Below are 15,975 nucleotides of genomic sequence, written 5' to 3'. Positions count from 1 at the left end.
CGTCACACCCGTTAGCCTGGATCGGGTCAGCTGCACGGGCGATCCGGCGGAGGCGGTGCGAGGTGGGCCGACACTCGTCACCCGGCAGGCGACGGCGGCCGCGCCGGGCCTGGGTGATCGCCGGTGTGCTCGTCCTGCTCGCCGGCGCCGGCTGGGTCGCGGCCGATCTCGCGCGGGACGGTTCCGGCTGTGCGAAGCCGGTGGTCGTGCGGGTCGCCGCCGCGCCCGGTGTGGCCTCGGCGATCGCGCAGGTCGCGCGCCGGGTGGCGCAGACCGAGTGCGCGGCGTTCGAGGTCAACGCGGTCGATTCGGCGGCGGTGGCGCAGTCGCTCGCCGGTGCCGTCCGGCCCGATGTGTGGGTTCCGGAGTCGACGCTGCAGCTGCGGCGGGCGCGGGGTGTCGGCGCGGGCGAGGTCGCGGCGGGCACCAGCATCGCCAGCTCCCCGGTGGTGTTCGCGCTGACCGAGCAGGCCGCCACCGCGCTCGGCTGGCCCGGACGGACGCCCACGTGGGCGGACGTGCTCGGCGACACCGCGGTGTCGCTCGGCGTGCCCGATCCCGGCCGCGATCCGGCGGGCCTGTCGGCGTTGATCGGCATCCGCGCCGCGCTGCCGTCGGCCGACGCCTACGCCGCCGCGCTGCGCCGCCTCTCGCCGAACGCACTGTCCACAACCGACGAGCTGTTCACGCGGCTGACCGATCCGGCGCAGCCGGTGAGCGGGTTCCCGGTGTCGGAGAACGCGTTGCTGCGCCACAACCTGCGTGACAGCGTGGCCGGTGCCCCGGACAGCCTGGTCGCGACCTACCAGGCGCAGACGCCCGCCCTGGACTACCCGTTCGCGGTGCTCGGCGGAGCGGGGGAGGCCCAGCGTGCCGCCGCCGGGGCGCTGCGGTCGGCGCTGCTCGGCCTGGAGGGCATCAACGCGCTCGCCGACGCCGGGTTCCGCACCCCGGACGGCCGGTACCTGCGGGACGGGACCGCGCGGAACGTCAGCGACCGCACCCAGCCCTCACCCGAGGTGCCCACCGATGCCGACGTGGACGCGCTGCTCGGCCAGTGGGCGCGGGTCAACACGAGTTCGCGGGCGCGGGTGCTGATCGACGTGTCCGGGTCGATGAACCAGGTGGTTCCCGGCAGCGGTGGGCAGACACGGATGCAGCTGACCACCGACGCCGCGGCGCGGGCGCTCGCGTTGTTCAAACCCACGTCGGAGAGCAGTGTGTGGGAGTTCGCCACCAGGCTCGACGGCGACCGGGACTACCGCGAGGTGCTGCCGATGCGGCCGGTGAGCGAGCAGCTCGTGACCGGCGCGGCGGAGCGGCTGCGGGCGATCACGGCCGATCCGGACGGCGACACCGGCCTGTACGACACGGTGCTGGCCGCCTACCGCCTGGCCGGCGCCGAATGGCAGCCGGGGCGGCTCAACCTGGTGATCGTCCTGACCGACGGCCGCAATGACGACGCGGGCGGGATCAGCCGGGACGCGCTGGTCACCGAGCTGGCGAAGCTGGCCGACCCCGCCCGGCCGGTCGCGATCGTCGGCATCGGGATCGGCCCGGACATCGACATGACCGAACTCGCCGCGATCACCACCCCCACCGGCGGACAGGCTTTCGCGGCCCCCGACGCGGCGCGGATCACCGACGTGTTCTACGGCGCGCTGGCACGGCTGTCGGGTACCTGAGCTGCGGGCGCGGCGGTGGTCACCGTCAGGGAGCCTCCATGATCTGCGGCTTCGGCGAGTTGAGCTGCACCAGCACCGCTCCCGAGAGGAGGACGAACGCGCCCGCGAGCTGGGGCCAGGCCAGTGCCTCACCGAGCAGCGCCCACGCCGTGGCGATGCCGACGACGGCTTCGAGCAGGCCGATGACGCTCGCGACGGAGGCGGGCAGATGGCGCAGCGTGGCGAGGCCGAGCGCGTAGGCCAGGACGGTCGAGAACAGCGCGACGGCGATCAGCAGCAGCCACACCGGCGGCTGCCACGGGCCCCATTCGACGGAGGTGGTGAGGATCTCCGCGGGCATCGTCCACGGCGGCGCGACCACGCACACCGCGACCGCACCGATGATCATGCCCCAGGTGACCATGCCCATCGGATCGCGCGTGCTCACCCCGTGTTCGCCGAGCAGGAAGTACGACGCCGAGCACACCGCCGCGCCGAGACCGGCGAGCAGGCCGGCCGCGTCCAGGCTGAGCCCTTGCCACACCTGCGCGACGCCCGCCAGCCCGGTCATCGCCAGCGCGATGCCCGCCCACATGAGCCCGGGCAGCCGCGTGCCGCGTACGAACCGCGTCCACAGCGCGACCAGCACCGGCGAGGTGAACTCCAGCAGGATCGCGATGCCGACCGGAAGCCGCCCGGCCGCGACGAAGTAACACAGCTGCACGCCCGCGACACCGAGCAGACCGTAACCCACCAGCAGCGGCCACTCGGTCCGGCGCACCCGCAACAGCGACGGCCGGAACAGTGCCACCCCGGCCACCAGCACCAGCGCGGCCAGCCCGATCCGCGCCGCCGCGACCTGCTCGGGGGACAGCCCGGCGAGCATCGCCGGTTTGGCGATGGCGCCGGAACTGCCGAAACAGACCGAGGAGACGACGATCAGTGCCGTGCCGCGCCCACGATGCGGGACGAACACACGAGCCGGTGCTTCGGTGACCACTCACCCCACCCTAAGCGGGCGACCGGTACGCCGGTACCGGAATTCCGTCACGCCTTGTCCGACCGGTCCCACTCGTGTGCCGGTCACTGTCGGCGCGGCCGGACCGCCGGGCTCAGGCGCGGCCCGCGCTCACGTACCCGGCGATCGTCGCGAGCCGGTGGCCCTGCAGGCGCAGCGCTTCGAGTGATTCCTTGTCCGGCTCGGCCGACTTCCGCGACACGAACGAGCCACCGTAGGGGTTGCCGGTCTCCATCAGGTGCGGATGCCCGTAACCGAGCGGCAGCACGATCGCGCCCCAGTGGTAGAAGACGTTGTTCATGGCCAGCACCGTCGCCTCCAGACCGCCGTGCGCGGTCGAAGCCGTGGTGAACGACGTGGCCACCTTGTCGACCAGCTTCCCGCCCGCCCACAGGCCACCCGTGGTGTCCAGATAGGACTTGAGCTGGCTCGCCGGGCCGCCGAAGCGGGTCGGGCTGCCGAACGCGAACCCGTCGGCCCACTCCAGGTCGGCGAGGGTGGCGAGCTCGTCGTGCGGGCCGGAATCGACCCACGCCTGCCAGCGCCGGTTGGTGGCGATCGCCTCGGCGGGCGCGGTTTCGGCGACCGTGCGCACGCGGACCTCGGCACCGGCGTCGGAGGCGCCCCCGGCCAGCGCGGCGGCCAGTTTCGCGGTGTTGCCGGTGGCGCTGTAGTAGACGACGAGCACACGGGTGGTCACGACCTTCACCCTAGATGGTTGATTCCGTGAAGTTGGTGTTAGTGGTCGTAGGCGGTGAGTGATCGTTTGCTGGTCAGGCCGGTGGTCCAGTTGTGCCAGATTGCGGTGGCCATGGCGAGTAGGCGTTGTGCGACGCGGGTGAACACCCCGGCCGGGGTGCGGCCACCGTGCGCTTCGAGGTTGAGCTGGCCTTTGAGGGTGTGGTTGACCGACTCGATGCGCTGGCGGACGCCGCCGAGGTTGCCGTTGCGGTAGGTCTCGTCTCTGCGGTCCGGGCGCAGCAGCTCCAGGCCCATCGTCTCGGTCAGTTGCTTGAATTTCTGGCCGGCGAAACCTTTGTCTGCCAGCAGAACTTGACCTTGGCGGAGGAGAGCGTGGTTGTGCTCGAGCAGGGTGGCCAGGACCTCGCGTTCACCGAGTTTGGGGTTGGCCAGGCACCACATGACCGGCATACCGTCGCCGGTGCACACGAGGTAGAGCTTCAGTCCCCAGTACCACCGAGAGTGTGACGCGCAGTAGCCATAGCTGGCGTGTCCGGCCAGGTCGGAGCGTTTCACTGTTTCCCGCGACCTTCCGCAGGGCACGGGGGTGGCGTCGGTAATCCACAGGTCGTCGAACCAGGACGGGCAACACGTGGCCAGCATGAGGATTGCTTTGCACAGCAACGGGTGCGCGGCTTTCAACCGCTTGTGGTAGCCGGACTGGGACAACATGGCGGGAAACATCGACCGCCATTCGGCATTGGCGTGGATGTGCCGGATCCAGCGGCGCTCGCTGTCAAAACGCTGCAGCACCTGCGCAACAGCCAGCGTGATCAGCTCACTGTCGGTGAGCTCCGGTCGCCGACCACGACCGACCCTGGGTGGCACCACATGATCGTCGATCAGCACGTACAGTGCGGTCAGGAGGGTGTTCAGTTCTTTCGTCACGGTTTGATCTTGAACACCCTCCTCCCAACCCCCCACAGCGGCTCCCCTCACCTGATCTTCACGGAATCACTCATCTAGGCGATCACCGGGGTGGTTCCAGCATCTGAGAGGTCGCCCGCGAACGCTCGGGAATCTCCTACGGTGCGAGGACGTGACGACCACCGCCCAGTCCCCGCCCCGCACGACGCCCCGCAGTGCCGCGATCGGCAGCATGATCGGCACGACCATCGAGTGGTACGACTTCTACCTCTACGCCACCGCCACGGCGCTGGTGTTCAAACCGCTGTTCTTCCCGAACGTGTCCTCGACGGCGGGCACGCTCGCGGCGTTCGGCACCTACGCCGTCGGCTTCGGGGCGCGGCCGGTGGGGGCCGTCATCTCCGGCCACCTCGGGGACCGCGTCGGCCGCAAGGCGGTGCTGGTCGGCGCGCTGCTGCTGATGGGGATCGCCACCACGGCGATCGGGGTGCTGCCCACGTTCGCGCAGGCCGGGATCGCCGCGCCGGCGCTGCTCGTGGTGCTGCGGCTGGTGCAGGGCCTGGCCGTCGGCGCGGAATGGGGTGGCGCCGCGCTGCTGTCGGTCGAGCACGCCACGCCCGGGCGGCGCGGCCTGTTCGGCAGCTTCACGCAGCTCGGGTCGTCGGCGGGCATGCTGCTCGCGACCGGCGTCTACGCCGCGGTGCGCGCGATCGCCGGGGACGACGCGTTCCTGTCCTGGGCGTGGCGGCTGCCGTTCCTGCTCAGTTTCGTGCTGGTGGTCATCGGTCTGGTGATCCGGCTGCGGCTGACCGACGCGCCTGCGTTCGCCGAGCTGCGGGCACGCGGGGAGACCGCCCGACTGCCGGTGGTCGAGGTGCTGCGGACCCAGCCACGCAACGTGGCGCTGACGACCGGGCTGCGGCTGTCGCAGATCGCGTTGTTCGTGCTGCTGACCACGTACTCGCTGACGTACCTGCAGACCACGTTCGGCAAGGACAGCCAGGTCGGGTTGGTCGCGGTGATGGTCGCCTCGGCGATCGGGCTGGTCAGCACACCGCTGTGGGGCCTGCTCTCCGACCGGTTCGGACGGCGGCCGCCGTACCTGTTCGGCTCGGTGGCCGGGATCGTCGCGCTGGCGTTGTTCTTCTGGGCCGCGGACTCCGGTTCCGCGGTGGCGGTGGTGCTGGCGATCGTGTTCGGCGTCAACGTGGTGCACGACGCGATGTACGGCCCGCAGGCCGCCTGGTTCGGCGAGCTGTTCGACACGCGCGTGCGCTACAGCGGCGCCTCGCTGGGCTACCAGGTCGGTGCGGTGCTCTCCGGCGGGTTCGCACCGCTGATCGCCGCGGCGCTGCTGGTCGCGGGTGACGGGCGGCCGTGGCTGATCGTGGCCTACTTCGCCGGGCTGTCCGTGCTGACGTTCGCCGCCGCGTGGTTCGCGCGGGAGACCAACGAGGAGGGGCTGGCATGAGCCGCATCTACCTGAACGCGTTCGACATGAACTGCGTCGGCCACCAGTCGGCGGGTCTGTGGAAGCACCCGGACGACGAGGGGCACCGCTACACCGACCTGCCGTACTGGCTGGACCTGGCTCGGACGCTGGAGGCGGGCGGGTTCGACGCCCTGTTCCTCGCCGACGTGCTCGGCGTCTACGACGTCTACGGCGCTTCGAAGGATGCGGCGGTCGCCGACGCCGCCCAGGTGCCGGTGAACGAGCCGACGGTGCTGCTGCCCGCCCTGGCGGCGGTCACTTCGCGGCTCGGGTTCGGGGTCACGGTGTCGACGACCTACGAACAGCCGTACTCGCTGGCCCGCCGTCTGTCCACACTGGACCACCTTACCGGTGGCCGGGTGGCGTGGAACATCGTGACGTCCTATCTGGACAGTGCGGCGCGCAACCTCGGCCTGGACTCCCAGGTTCCGCACGACGAGCGGTACGAGGTCGCCGAGGAGTACCTCGAAGTCTGCTACAAGCTGTGGGAAGGCTCGTGGGAGGACGACGCGGTCGTGCGCTCCGGCGGGGTGTACGCCGATCCGGCGAAGGTGCACGACATCGGGCACAAGGGCAAGTACTTCTCGGTGCCGGGGCCGCACCTGGCGGAGCCGTCGCCGCAGCGTACGCCGGTGCTGTTCCAGGCGGGCGCGTCGCCGCGGGGCGTCCGGTTCGCGGCCCGGCACGCCGAGGCGGTGTTCGTGTCGGGGCCCTCGCCCTCGGTGGTGCGCCGGTCGGTGGACGCGATCCGCGCGGGCGTCGCCGAGCAGGGCCGGGACCCGCGGTCGGTGAAGATCTTCACGATGCTGACGCCGGTGGCGGCCGCGACGTCGGAGGAGGCGGCGGCGAAGCTGCGGGAGTACCAGTCGCTGGTCTCGGTCGACGGTGCCTTCGCGTTGTTCGGCGGGTGGACGGGAGTGGACCTGTCCTCGCTGGAGGTGGACGAGCCACTGACGTACCAGGACGGCGACGCCAACCGGTCGGCACTGGCGTCCTTCACCACCGCGGACCGTGCCTGGACCCCGCGTGAGCTGGCCGGGTTCATCGGACTGGGCGGCCGTGGCCCGGTGATCGCCGGTTCGGGTGCCGAGGTCGCGGACGAACTGGAGCGCTGGGTGGAGGAGGCCGACGTCGACGGGTTCAACCTCGCCTACGTCACCACGCCCGGCACGTTCGCCGACTTCGCCCGGTTCGTGGTGCCGGAACTGCGCCGCCGGGGCCGCGTCCCGGCCGAGCCGCCGTCCGGCACGCTGCGAGAGCAGCTGGGTGGAGCGGGCCCGAGGCTGGCGGCGTCACATCCGGGCGCGGCCCACCGCCGCTGACGCCGCCCGGAATGACCAACACGGCGCCCGGAGTGGCCAACACGGCGCCCGGAGCGGCAAACACGCCGCTCCCGCTGGCGTGTTGGCTGCTCGGGGACGGGAAGGTCAGGGCCGCCAGGGGCTGACGGTATCCGTGGGCCGCGTCGGATCCACGAACCGGGGACGGTCGGGCTCATCGGCGCGCAACGGCACCAACCCGGCGGTGATGGCGCGCATGATCTTCGCGTGGGCGCGCACTCCGGCGCCCGGGCGGTCCGGTTCGATGTCGCCGAGGTCGACCGGCTCGCCGAAGTGCACGCGGTACGTCGGGCGCCGCAGCGGGGCGGTGAGGCCGGACCGCGCCAGCGGCAGCAGGTCCGCGGGCCCTTCGACCCGTTCCGTGCCCCAGTAGACGGCCTCGTGCGCGCCCCACTGGCTGATCGGCACCACCGGCACCCCGGCGGCGATCGCGAGCCGGGCCGCGCCCGTCTTGCCGCGTTCCGGCCACAGGCCCGGATCGTGGCTGATCCGGCCCTCCGGGTAGACGATGATCGGGTCCGGCGTTGTCCGCATCTCCTCCACGGCCCGCGTGAACTGCTCCACCGCGCTCGCCTTGCCGCGGTCGATGCGCATGTGCCCGCTCACCTTCAGCGCGGGCCCGATCACCGGCGCGTCCAGGATCCCGCCCGCCAGCAGGAAGCGCGGCGACACCCGGATCCGGCGGCACGCGGCGATCAGCACGAACGGGTCGAACACGCCGATGTGGTTCGCGGCCATCAGGAACGGCCGTCCCCGCAGCCCGGGCGCGATCCGCCCGGTGACGCGCAGACGGCCGGTCAGCGACACCAGGCCCTGGTCGATCCGGGTCATCGTCCGCCAGACCGCCGGGGGCCTGCGGCGTGTCTGCGCGGTGTCGTCGTCGTGCAGCGCGAACATGGCGTCAGCATGTCAGATCACCGGATCGGCCGATCAAGGTCTGCCGGTGAGGCGAAAGTTCACCGTGGGCCGAGTGTGGCACCTGGGGTTGCTGGGCCTGGACGGTTACCGTGGAAGGCATGGCTAGCGGGTCGGCGACGAGGAGCAGCGGCACGAATCGGACCGGCAAGGGCGGCACGGCGCGCAAGCCCGCGCGCGGCGCCACCCGGTCGCGGCCCGCGTCGTCCTCGCGTGCCCGCAAGCCGGCCCCGAGGAAGAAGGCGGGCACGTTCAGCAAGGCCGTCCGCGGCGGCTGGAACCTGCTGGCCAAGGGCACCGGCAGTCTGGTGCGCACGGTCGGCCGCACCCGCGAACTCGAACCCGAGCACCGCCGCGACGGACTCGGCATGGGCTACATCGCGCTCGCCGTCCTCATCGCCGCCGGTGTCTGGTGGCGCGCGGCGGGACCGGTCGGCGGCTACGTCGAGCTGGGCACCCGCACGATCCTCGGTGCCGGGGCGGTCACGCTGCCGCTGGTGCTGGTGGTCACCGCGGTGACCCTGATGCGCACCGAACCGCAGCCGGAGATCCGTCCGCGCATGGTCATCGGCAGCCTGCTGGGCGTGCTCGCGCTGCTGGGCCTGCTGCACCTGTTCAACGGCCGCCCCGCCGACACCGGGGACCAGCGTTACGCCGGTGGCGTGATCGGCTACGTCTCCGGGGACCTGCTCGCCCAGGGTGTGACCACCTGGGTCGCGGTCCCGCTGCTGGTCATCGCGCTGGCGTTCGGCGTGCTGGTGTTCACCGGCACCCGCATCCGTGACATCCCGCACCTGGTCCGCACGTGGGGCCTGGACCCCGAGGAGCTGGCCGAGGAGGAGGCGGAGCGCCGGGCGCGGGCCGACCAGCGTGAGAAGGACAAAGCGGTCACCGAGGCCGATCCGAAGTCCGTCCGCCTGCGCAAACCCTCGCGTCGGCGCCAGGCCACCGGCGCGGACGGCGAGGGCGAGCAGCTGGACATCGAATCCGCGCTCGCCGAGACCCCGACCCCGGCCCGCCCGCCGAAGGCCCTCGCCCCGCCGCCCGCCGAGGTGCCGGAGAAGAAGCAGAAGAAGACCGAAGCCCCGCTCACGGTCACCCGCACCGTCGAGGGCGACTACCACCTGCCGCCCGCCGACCTGCTGCAGCTGGGTGACGCACCCAAGACCCGCAGCAAGGCCAACGACGCCATGATCGAGGCGATCAGCGGCGTGCTGGAGCAGTTCAACGTCGACGCGCAGGTCACCGGTTTCACCCGCGGCCCGACGGTGACCCGCTACGAGGTCGAGCTGGGACCCGGCGTGAAGGTCGAGAAGATCACCGCGCTGACCAAGAACATCGCCTACGCGGTGGCCACCGACAACGTCCGCCTGCTCGCGCCGATCCCGGGCAAGTCCGCGGTCGGCATCGAGGTGCCCAACTCCGACCGCGAGATGGTCCGCCTCGGTGACGTGCTGCGCAGCTCCACCGCGGGCAAGGACACCCATCCGATGGTCATCGGGCTGGGCAAGGACATCGAGGGCCACTTCGTCACCGCGAACCTGACGAAGATGCCGCATCTGCTGGTCGCGGGCTCCACCGGTTCCGGTAAGTCGAGTTTCGTCAACTCGATGCTGGTGTCGCTGCTGGCGCGGGCGACGCCGGAAGAGGTCCGGATGATCCTGATCGACCCGAAGATGGTCGAGCTGACGCCGTACGAGGGCATCCCGCACCTGATCACGCCCATCATCACCCAGCCGAAGAAGGCCGCGGCCGCGCTGGCCTGGCTGGTGGAGGAGATGGAGCAGCGCTACCAGGACATGCAGGCCAACCGGGTGCGCCACATCGACGACTTCAACCGCAAGGTCTCCTCGGGGGAGATCACCGCCCCGCCGGGCAGTGAGCGCGAGTACCGCCCCTACCCCTACATCATGGCGATCGTCGACGAGCTGGCCGATCTGATGATGACCGCCCCGCGCGACGTCGAGGACGCGATCGTGCGGATCACCCAGAAGGCCCGCGCCGCCGGGATCCACCTGGTGCTGGCCACGCAGCGGCCTTCGGTCGACGTCGTCACCGGCCTGATCAAGACCAACGTGCCGTCGCGGCTGGCGTTCGCGACGTCGTCGCTGACCGACTCGCGCGTCATCCTCGACCAGCCGGGCGCCGAGAAGCTGATCGGCATGGGCGACGGCCTGTATCTGCCGATGGGCGCGGGCAAACCGGTCCGCATCCAGGGCGCCTACGTCGGCGACGACGAGATCGCCTCGGTCGTCGACTTCACCAAGGAGCAGGCGCAGCCGGAGTACCAGGAGGGTGTCACCGCCGCGAAGGCGGGCGAGAAGAAGGACATCGACCCCGACATCGGCGACGACCTCGACGTGCTGCTGCAGGCGGCCGAGCTGATCGTCACCTCCCAGTTCGGCTCGACGTCGATGCTGCAGCGCAAGCTGCGTGTCGGGTTCGCCAAGGCGGGGCGGCTGATGGACCTGCTGGAGACCCGCGGCGTGGTGGGCCCGTCGGAGGGCTCGAAGGCCCGCGACGTGCTGGTCAAGCCCGAGGACCTGGAGGGCACCCTGATGCTCATCCGCGGCGGCTCGATGCCCGCGGACGACGGCGAGGAGTAGCACGTCATCGAGGCGGCGCGCCCTTGATCTTGGAAGCCGCCGTCTTCGGCAGACGAGTGCCGGCCTGTCAGTCCCCGAACTGCCGCACCGCCTGGTAGTAGGTCCACGCGGTGCCCTTGCACGCGACGTTGCTCCCGCAGATGTTCTTGAGGTCTGTGTAGAAGTTGTCGTCGATCTTCTTGCGGCTCGTGCTCGTGAAGCGGTCCTGCTTCTTGTAGTTGCGGTAGCCGAAGTCGTGACGGTGGCAGGCGGGGGCGAAGTCGAACCCGAACGGTTTGTCCGGCGACCACGAGCAGGTGTCGGAGGACCAGTCGAGCGAGGAGGCGTACGGCTGGTCGGCCCGGATCTGCTCGAACCGGCTCAGCGAGGTGCCGAAGAGGTAGGTGTCGGTCACCGATTCGATGTCGACGGCCTGGGCGGTGCCGGCGCCGGACACCAGTGCGGTGGCCAGTGCGGCCGTGGACAGCAGACGGGCGGCGGTGCGCATCCGGGGCTCCTCGCTGATCGGGACGGGGCATGATCAGCTTCGGCGCACCGGGTCGTGACCACCAGACCCGAAAGGCGGACACCGGGTGAACTTCACCCGACGAGCACAGCGCTACAGCTCCAGCAGCATCCGCGAGTTGCCGAGCGTGTTCGGCTTGGCGTAGGGGAGTTCGAGGAACTCGGCCACACCCGGGTCGACCGAGCGGCGCATCTCCTCGTAGACCGCGCTCACCACGGGCGTGCCGTCGATCTCGGTGAACCCGTGGCGGGCGAAGAAACTCGTCTCGAAGGTGAGCACGAAAACGCGGCGCAGCCCCAGTTCGCGTGCCAGCGTGATCAGCTGCGCGACCAGCCGGTGCCCGATGCCCTGCCCGCGCATCCGCTTGTCGACCGCGACCGTGCGGATCTCGGCCAGGTCCTCCCACAGGACGTGCAGCGCGCCGCAGCCCACTATCTCCCCGTCGCGGACGGCGACCCAGAACTCCTGCATGTCCTCGTACAGCGTGACGAGCTCCTTCTCGAGCAGCACCCGCCCCGCGTCCGCGTCCACCAGAGCCTTGATCTTGCGGACATCCGAGATCCGGGCACGCCGGATCTCGACCGTACTGGAAGGATCACCGTGCACCGATCGACCGTATCGGGCCGGACGGGCCCTGTCGCGGTGGGTTCGGCCACGCCCGCGCCCGCCAGCTACCCTGAGTGTCGTGTCTTCTGCCGCCACCGGGTCCCCCGGCCGCCGTGTCTCCCTGTTGACGTTGGGCTGCGCCCGCAACGAGGTGGACTCCGAAGAGCTGGCCGGCCGCCTCGCCGAAGGGGGCTGGGAACTCGCCGGGGAAGCCGAGGGCAGCGACGTCATCGTCGTCAACACCTGCGGGTTCGTCGAGTCGGCGAAGAAGGACTCAGTGGACACCCTGCTGGCCGCGGCCGACACCGGCGCGAAGGTCGTGGCGGTCGGCTGCATGGCCGAACGGTACGGCGCCGAGCTGGCGGACAGCCTGCCGGAGGCCGACGCGGTGCTCGGCTTCGACCACTACGCCGACCTCGCCGCCCGCCTCGACGACGTCGCCGCCGGTCGCGCCATCGCCTCGCACACCCCGGGCGACCGCCGCAAGCTGCTGCCGATCACCCCCGTGGAGCGGGCCGCCGCCAGCGACGAGGTCGCGATCCCCGGCCACGGCTGGGGCCCGCGGGTGCTGCGCAGCAGGCTGTCGACCTCGCCGGTGGCCGCGCTGAAGATCGCCTCCGGCTGCGACCGCCGGTGCTCGTTCTGCGCGATCCCCTCCTTCCGCGGTTCGTTCGTGTCGCGGCATCCGGACGAGATCGTCGCCGAGGCCGCGTGGCTGGCCCGCGAGGGCGTCAAGGAGCTGTTCCTGGTCAGCGAGAACTCCACCTCCTACGGCAAGGACCTCGGCCGTGACCTGGGCGGCACCCGCGCGCTGGAGCGGCTGCTGCCGCGTCTGGCCGAGATCGACGGTGTCGAGCGGGTCCGGGTGTCCTACCTGCAGCCCGCCGAGACCCGCCCGGACCTGGTGCGCGCGATCGCGACCACGCCCGGCGTGGCGCCCTACTTCGACATGTCGTTCCAGCACTCCAGCGAGACGGTGTTGCGCCGGATGCGCCGGTTCGGCTCCACCAAGTCCTTCCTCGCGCTGATCCAGCAGATCCGCGAGTACGCGCCGGAGGCGGGCATCCGGAGCAACGTCATCGTCGGTTTCCCCGGTGAGACCGAGGACGACGTGGCCGAGCTGGAGCATTTCCTCACCGAGGCCGGCCTGGACGCGGTCGGCGTGTTCGGCTACTCCGACGAGGACGGCACCGAGGCCGAGACCTACGACGCCAAGATCGACCCGGAGGTGGTCGCCGAGCGCGTGGCGCGGGTGTCCGCCCTGGTCGAGGAGCTGACCGCGCAGCGCGCCGAGGACCGGATCGGCGAGACCGTCGACGTGCTGATCGAGGAGGCCGACGACGAGGAGGTCTCCGGCCGCGCGGCACACCAGGCACCCGAGGTCGACGGCGCCTGCGTCCTGCTGGACGGGGACGGGCTGGACGTGGGTCAGCTGGTGCGCTGCCGCGTCGTCGACACCGAGGGCGTCGACCTGCTCGTCGAGCCGGACACCGGCAGATGAGCGCGTCGGCGGAGGAGTCGGCCCAGGCGGGTGGCGGCGAGGCGGGCCCGCCGCACCGCGAGCCCGTGCCGACCCCGGTCCCCACGCTCAACGTCGCGAACCTGCTCACGCTGTCCCGGCTCGTGCTGGTGCCGCTGTTCGTGCTGGCGCTGTTCGCCGGCGGCGGCGAGGACACGGCGTGGCGGATCGGGGCGACCGTCCTGTTCGCGGTGGCGTCGCTGACCGACCAGGTCGACGGCTGGGTCGCGCGCCGCTACGGGCTCATCACCGACTTCGGCAAGATCGCCGACCCGATCGCGGACAAGGCGCTGATCGGGGCCGCGCTGGTGGGCCTGAGCCTGCTCGGCGAGCTGCCGTGGTGGGTGACGGTGGTGATCGCGGTCCGCGAGATCGGCGTGACGCTGCTGCGGTTCTGGGTCATCCGGCACGGCGTGATCCCGGCCAGCCGTGGCGGCAAGGCCAAGACGATGACCCAGATCCTCGCGATCGTGACCTACCTGCTGCCGCTGCCCGGCGGCGCGCTGCCCGTCCAGTGGACCCTGATGGGCCTGGCGGTGCTGCTCACCGTCGTGACGGGCGCGGACTACGTGGTGCGCGCGGTGCGGCTGCGCGCGGCGGCCAGGGCATGACCTCCGCCCGCCCGGTGGTGGCCGCGCTGGTGCGGCTCGGGCAGACGGTGGCGGCCGCCGAGTCGCTGACCGCGGGACTGGTGACCGCGGCCCTGACCGAGGTGCCCGGGTCCAGCGCGGTCGTGCGGGGCGGCCTGGTGGTCTACGCCACCGATCTGAAGGCGGAACTCGCCGGGGTCGACCCGGCGCTGCTGGCGGCCCACGGCGCCGTGCACCCGGAGGTCGCCGCGCAGCTCGCGGAGGGCGCGCGGCAACGCTGCGGGGCCGACTGGGGGCTGGGCCTGACCGGCGTGGCCGGCCCGGATCCGCAGGACGGCGTTGCGCCCGGAACCGTGCACATCGGCCTGGCCGGGCCCGGTGGCCGCGACGTGCGCACCCACTGGTTCGAGGGCGACCGCGCGGCCGTCCGGCACGCCTCCGTGGCGGCCGCGCTGGAGCTGCTGGGGGAACATCTGACTTGATCGAGGCGTTCGCCCTGGGCGTATCCCCGTGTCAATCGCTGCGAGGAGGCGCCCGAACTGGGTAACGTGGTCGGTATCAGGAAGGGAGGCGCGCGATGACCGTGCTCTTGCGCGAGGCGATCGGCGACCGGCTCCGGCACGCCCGCACCAACAAGCGTCGCACGCTGCGCGACATCTCCCGCGCCGCCAAGGTCAGCCTCGGCTACCTGTCCGAGGTGGAGCGCGGGCAGAAGGAGGCGTCCAGCGAACTGCTGGCGTCCATCTGCGACGCGCTGGAGCTGCCGCTCGCGGAGCTGCTGACCAACGTCGCGGCCGACATCTCGGCACTGGACAGCGTGGACGTCCCGGCGATCGCGGAGGGCGAGGGTCGCACCCGGCGCACCGAGGAGCCGCGCGCCGCGGCGGGACAGCTCGAAGGCGGCCGTCTCATCGACGGCATGATCGGCAACGACCTCACCGACCTGCGGGTCTCCGGTCACGGTGTCGGTCCGTCGCTGCGCACCACCATCCGCGCCCCGAAGATGGTCGCGGCGTGACCACCTGCTGAAACGTCCGTCACGACGGCCACCGCCCGGGCCTCTCGCGTCCGGGCGGTGGCCGTTGGCGTTCCCGGAGGCAGGCCCTCGGTCAGGGTCGTCCCTGAAATCCCCCGGGGTCGCCTGGAACACACGGCCGCGACCTGACACGATGGAACCCACTCCGGGGTCCCGGCGTTGCTCAGACAGGGGAGAGTGACGGCGGACGATCATCCGGCGACACCCAGGCAGGGATCTAGAAGGCAGGCGGAGGAGATGGCCAACCCTTTCGTGAAGTTCTGGAAGTACCTCATGGCGTCGTTCTCGTCGAAGATCGACGAGCACGCCGACCCGAAGGTGCAGATCCAGCAGGCCATCGAGGAGGCGCAGCGCAACCACCAGGCGCTCTCCCAGCAGGCCGCCGCGGTGATCGGCAACCAGCGGCAGCTGGAGATGAAGCTCAACCGCCAGCTCGCCGAGGTCGAGAAGCTGCAGGCGTCGGCGCGTCAGGCGCTGGTGCTGGCCGACGAGGCCCGCGGCAAGGGGGATGAGGAGAAGGCCCAGCAGTACGAGGTGGCCGCCGAGTCGTTCGCCACGCAGCTGGTCACCGCCGAGCAGAGCATCGAGGACCTCAAAACGCTGCACGACCAGTCGCTGCAGGCGGCCGCGCAGGCGAAGCAGGCCGTCGAGCGCAACTCGGCGATGCTCCAGCAGAAGCTGGCCGAGCGCACCAAGCTGCTCTCGCAGCTGGAGCAGGCCAAGATGCAGGAGCAGGTGTCGGCCTCGCTCAACCAGATGTCGCAGCTCGCGGCGCCGGGCAACACCCCGTCGCTGGAAGAGGTGCGGGACAAGATCGAGAAGCGCTACACCACCGCGCTGGGGCAGGCGGAGCTGGCGCAGAACTCGGTCCAGGGCCGCATGCTGGAGGTGCAGCAGGCCTCGACGCAGATGGCGGGCAGCTCGCGGCTGGAGCAGATCCGCGCGTCCATGCGGGGCGACTCGGTGGCGCAGGTCACGTCCGGTTCGGGTGAGAAGGCGGCGTCGCCCGCGGCGGACATCCAGCGCGAGATCGAGTCGCGTGTCCAGGCCGAGCAGCAGAAGAACGCCTGAGCGGG

Annotated in this window: 15 protein-coding genes; 9 read left to right on the top strand and 6 right to left on the bottom strand. The window is 71.3% G+C overall.

Features of this window, described 5'->3' with window-relative positions; genetic code table 11:
* The first annotated feature begins 62 nt into the window (after window positions 1–62).
* Window positions 63–1,685: a substrate-binding and VWA domain-containing protein gene (locus HNR02_RS30955; RefSeq protein WP_312861229.1), complete on the top strand. Its 1,623-nt coding sequence runs from the start codon at window positions 63–65 to the stop codon at window positions 1,683–1,685.
* A gap of 25 nt (window positions 1,686–1,710) precedes the next feature.
* Here HNR02_RS30955 and HNR02_RS30950 read toward each other — a convergent pair whose 3' ends face one another.
* From HNR02_RS30950 to HNR02_RS30940, 3 genes are all read right to left on the bottom strand, one after another.
* Window positions 1,711–2,664 (bottom strand): EamA family transporter, encoded by a 954-nt coding sequence (locus HNR02_RS30950; RefSeq protein ID WP_179777170.1) that lies wholly within the window; start codon window positions 2,662–2,664, stop codon window positions 1,711–1,713.
* A gap of 112 nt (window positions 2,665–2,776) precedes the next feature.
* On the bottom strand, window positions 2,777–3,382 hold the full coding sequence (gene wrbA, locus HNR02_RS30945; protein ID WP_179777169.1) for an NAD(P)H:quinone oxidoreductase: 606 nt from the start codon (window positions 3,380–3,382) through the stop codon (window positions 2,777–2,779).
* Window positions 3,383–3,420: 38 nt separating this feature from the next.
* The gene (locus HNR02_RS30940; RefSeq protein ID WP_179772098.1) at window positions 3,421–4,311 is read right to left on the bottom strand and encodes an IS982 family transposase; all 891 of its coding nucleotides are present in this window, start codon (window positions 4,309–4,311) and stop codon (window positions 3,421–3,423) included.
* A 151-nt stretch (window positions 4,312–4,462) separates the two neighbouring features.
* On the opposite strand from HNR02_RS30940, the gene HNR02_RS30935 reads away from it, so the two are divergent.
* Together HNR02_RS30935 and HNR02_RS30930 are read left to right on the top strand one after the other, a co-directional pair.
* Complete coding sequence (locus HNR02_RS30935; RefSeq protein ID WP_312861228.1) at window positions 4,463–5,761, top strand: MFS transporter; 1,299 nt, start codon at window positions 4,463–4,465, stop codon at window positions 5,759–5,761.
* Entirely contained in the window at window positions 5,758–7,104 is a 1,347-nt protein-coding gene (locus HNR02_RS30930) for an LLM class flavin-dependent oxidoreductase (protein WP_179777168.1), read from the top strand. Before HNR02_RS30935 ends, HNR02_RS30930 begins: the two co-directional genes overlap by 4 nt.
* 105 nt (window positions 7,105–7,209) lie before the next feature.
* Here HNR02_RS30930 and HNR02_RS30925 read toward each other — a convergent pair whose 3' ends face one another.
* The gene (locus tag HNR02_RS30925; RefSeq protein ID WP_179777167.1) at window positions 7,210–8,019 is read right to left on the bottom strand and encodes a lysophospholipid acyltransferase family protein; all 810 of its coding nucleotides are present in this window, start codon (window positions 8,017–8,019) and stop codon (window positions 7,210–7,212) included.
* A gap of 119 nt (window positions 8,020–8,138) precedes the next feature.
* Here HNR02_RS30925 and HNR02_RS30920 point away from each other — a divergent pair, with 119 nt between their 5' ends.
* Window positions 8,139–10,643 (top strand): FtsK/SpoIIIE family DNA translocase, encoded by a 2,505-nt coding sequence (locus tag HNR02_RS30920; RefSeq protein ID WP_179777166.1) that lies wholly within the window; start codon window positions 8,139–8,141, stop codon window positions 10,641–10,643.
* Between the two features lie 67 nt (window positions 10,644–10,710).
* Here the strand turns inward: HNR02_RS30920 and HNR02_RS30915 are convergent, their stop codons facing one another.
* Window positions 10,711–11,130, bottom strand: a complete 420-nt coding sequence (locus HNR02_RS30915; RefSeq protein ID WP_179777165.1) for a phospholipase — start codon at window positions 11,128–11,130, stop codon at window positions 10,711–10,713.
* Window positions 11,131–11,241: 111 nt separating this feature from the next.
* Window positions 11,242–11,754: an amino-acid N-acetyltransferase gene (locus HNR02_RS30910; RefSeq protein ID WP_179777164.1), complete on the bottom strand. Its 513-nt coding sequence runs from the start codon at window positions 11,752–11,754 to the stop codon at window positions 11,242–11,244.
* A 79-nt stretch (window positions 11,755–11,833) separates the two neighbouring features.
* On the opposite strand from HNR02_RS30910, the gene rimO reads away from it, so the two are divergent.
* The 5 genes from rimO (at window position 11,834) to HNR02_RS30885 (ending at window position 15,970) form a co-directional block, all read left to right on the top strand.
* Window positions 11,834–13,255 (top strand): 30S ribosomal protein S12 methylthiotransferase RimO, encoded by a 1,422-nt coding sequence (gene rimO / locus HNR02_RS30905; RefSeq protein WP_179777163.1) that lies wholly within the window; start codon window positions 11,834–11,836, stop codon window positions 13,253–13,255.
* Entirely contained in the window at window positions 13,252–13,884 is a 633-nt protein-coding gene (pgsA, locus tag HNR02_RS30900) for a CDP-diacylglycerol--glycerol-3-phosphate 3-phosphatidyltransferase (protein WP_179777162.1), read from the top strand. The genes rimO and pgsA overlap by 4 nt, the downstream gene beginning before the upstream one ends.
* Window positions 13,881–14,345, top strand: coding sequence for a CinA family protein (locus HNR02_RS30895; protein ID WP_179777161.1), 465 nt, complete (start codon window positions 13,881–13,883; stop codon window positions 14,343–14,345). Before pgsA ends, HNR02_RS30895 begins: the two co-directional genes overlap by 4 nt.
* A 95-nt stretch (window positions 14,346–14,440) precedes the next feature.
* Window positions 14,441–14,881, top strand: a complete 441-nt coding sequence (locus HNR02_RS30890; RefSeq protein ID WP_179777160.1) for a helix-turn-helix domain-containing protein — start codon at window positions 14,441–14,443, stop codon at window positions 14,879–14,881.
* Window positions 14,882–15,136: 255 nt separating this feature from the next.
* Window positions 15,137–15,970, top strand: a complete 834-nt coding sequence (locus HNR02_RS30885; RefSeq protein WP_179777159.1) for a PspA/IM30 family protein — start codon at window positions 15,137–15,139, stop codon at window positions 15,968–15,970.
* The last annotated feature ends 5 nt before the right edge of the window (window positions 15,971–15,975 follow it).

Source organism: Amycolatopsis endophytica (genome assembly GCF_013410405.1).
GTDB lineage: Bacteria > Actinomycetota > Actinomycetes > Mycobacteriales > Pseudonocardiaceae > Amycolatopsis_E > Amycolatopsis_E endophytica.
This window is presented reverse-complemented; position numbering and strand designations above follow the sequence as displayed.

Bases quoted from the DNA above. Each gene is read 5' to 3' on its own strand.
- HNR02_RS30925 (WP_179777167.1), bottom strand. From the start codon at position 8,019: ATGTTCGCGCTGCACGACGACGACACCGCGCAGACACGCCGCAGGCCC.
- HNR02_RS30930 (WP_179777168.1), top strand. From the start codon at position 5,758: ATGAGCCGCATCTACCTGAACGCGTTCGACATGAACTGCGTCGGCCAC.
- HNR02_RS30895 (WP_179777161.1), top strand. From the start codon at position 13,881: ATGACCTCCGCCCGCCCGGTGGTGGCCGCGCTGGTGCGGCTCGGGCAG.
- pgsA (WP_179777162.1), top strand. From the start codon at position 13,252: ATGAGCGCGTCGGCGGAGGAGTCGGCCCAGGCGGGTGGCGGCGAGGCG.
- HNR02_RS30915 (WP_179777165.1), bottom strand. From the start codon at position 11,130: ATGCGCACCGCCGCCCGTCTGCTGTCCACGGCCGCACTGGCCACCGCA.
- HNR02_RS30885 (WP_179777159.1), top strand. From the start codon at position 15,137: ATGGCCAACCCTTTCGTGAAGTTCTGGAAGTACCTCATGGCGTCGTTC.
- HNR02_RS30890 (WP_179777160.1), top strand. From the start codon at position 14,441: ATGACCGTGCTCTTGCGCGAGGCGATCGGCGACCGGCTCCGGCACGCC.
- HNR02_RS30920 (WP_179777166.1), top strand. From the start codon at position 8,139: ATGGCTAGCGGGTCGGCGACGAGGAGCAGCGGCACGAATCGGACCGGC.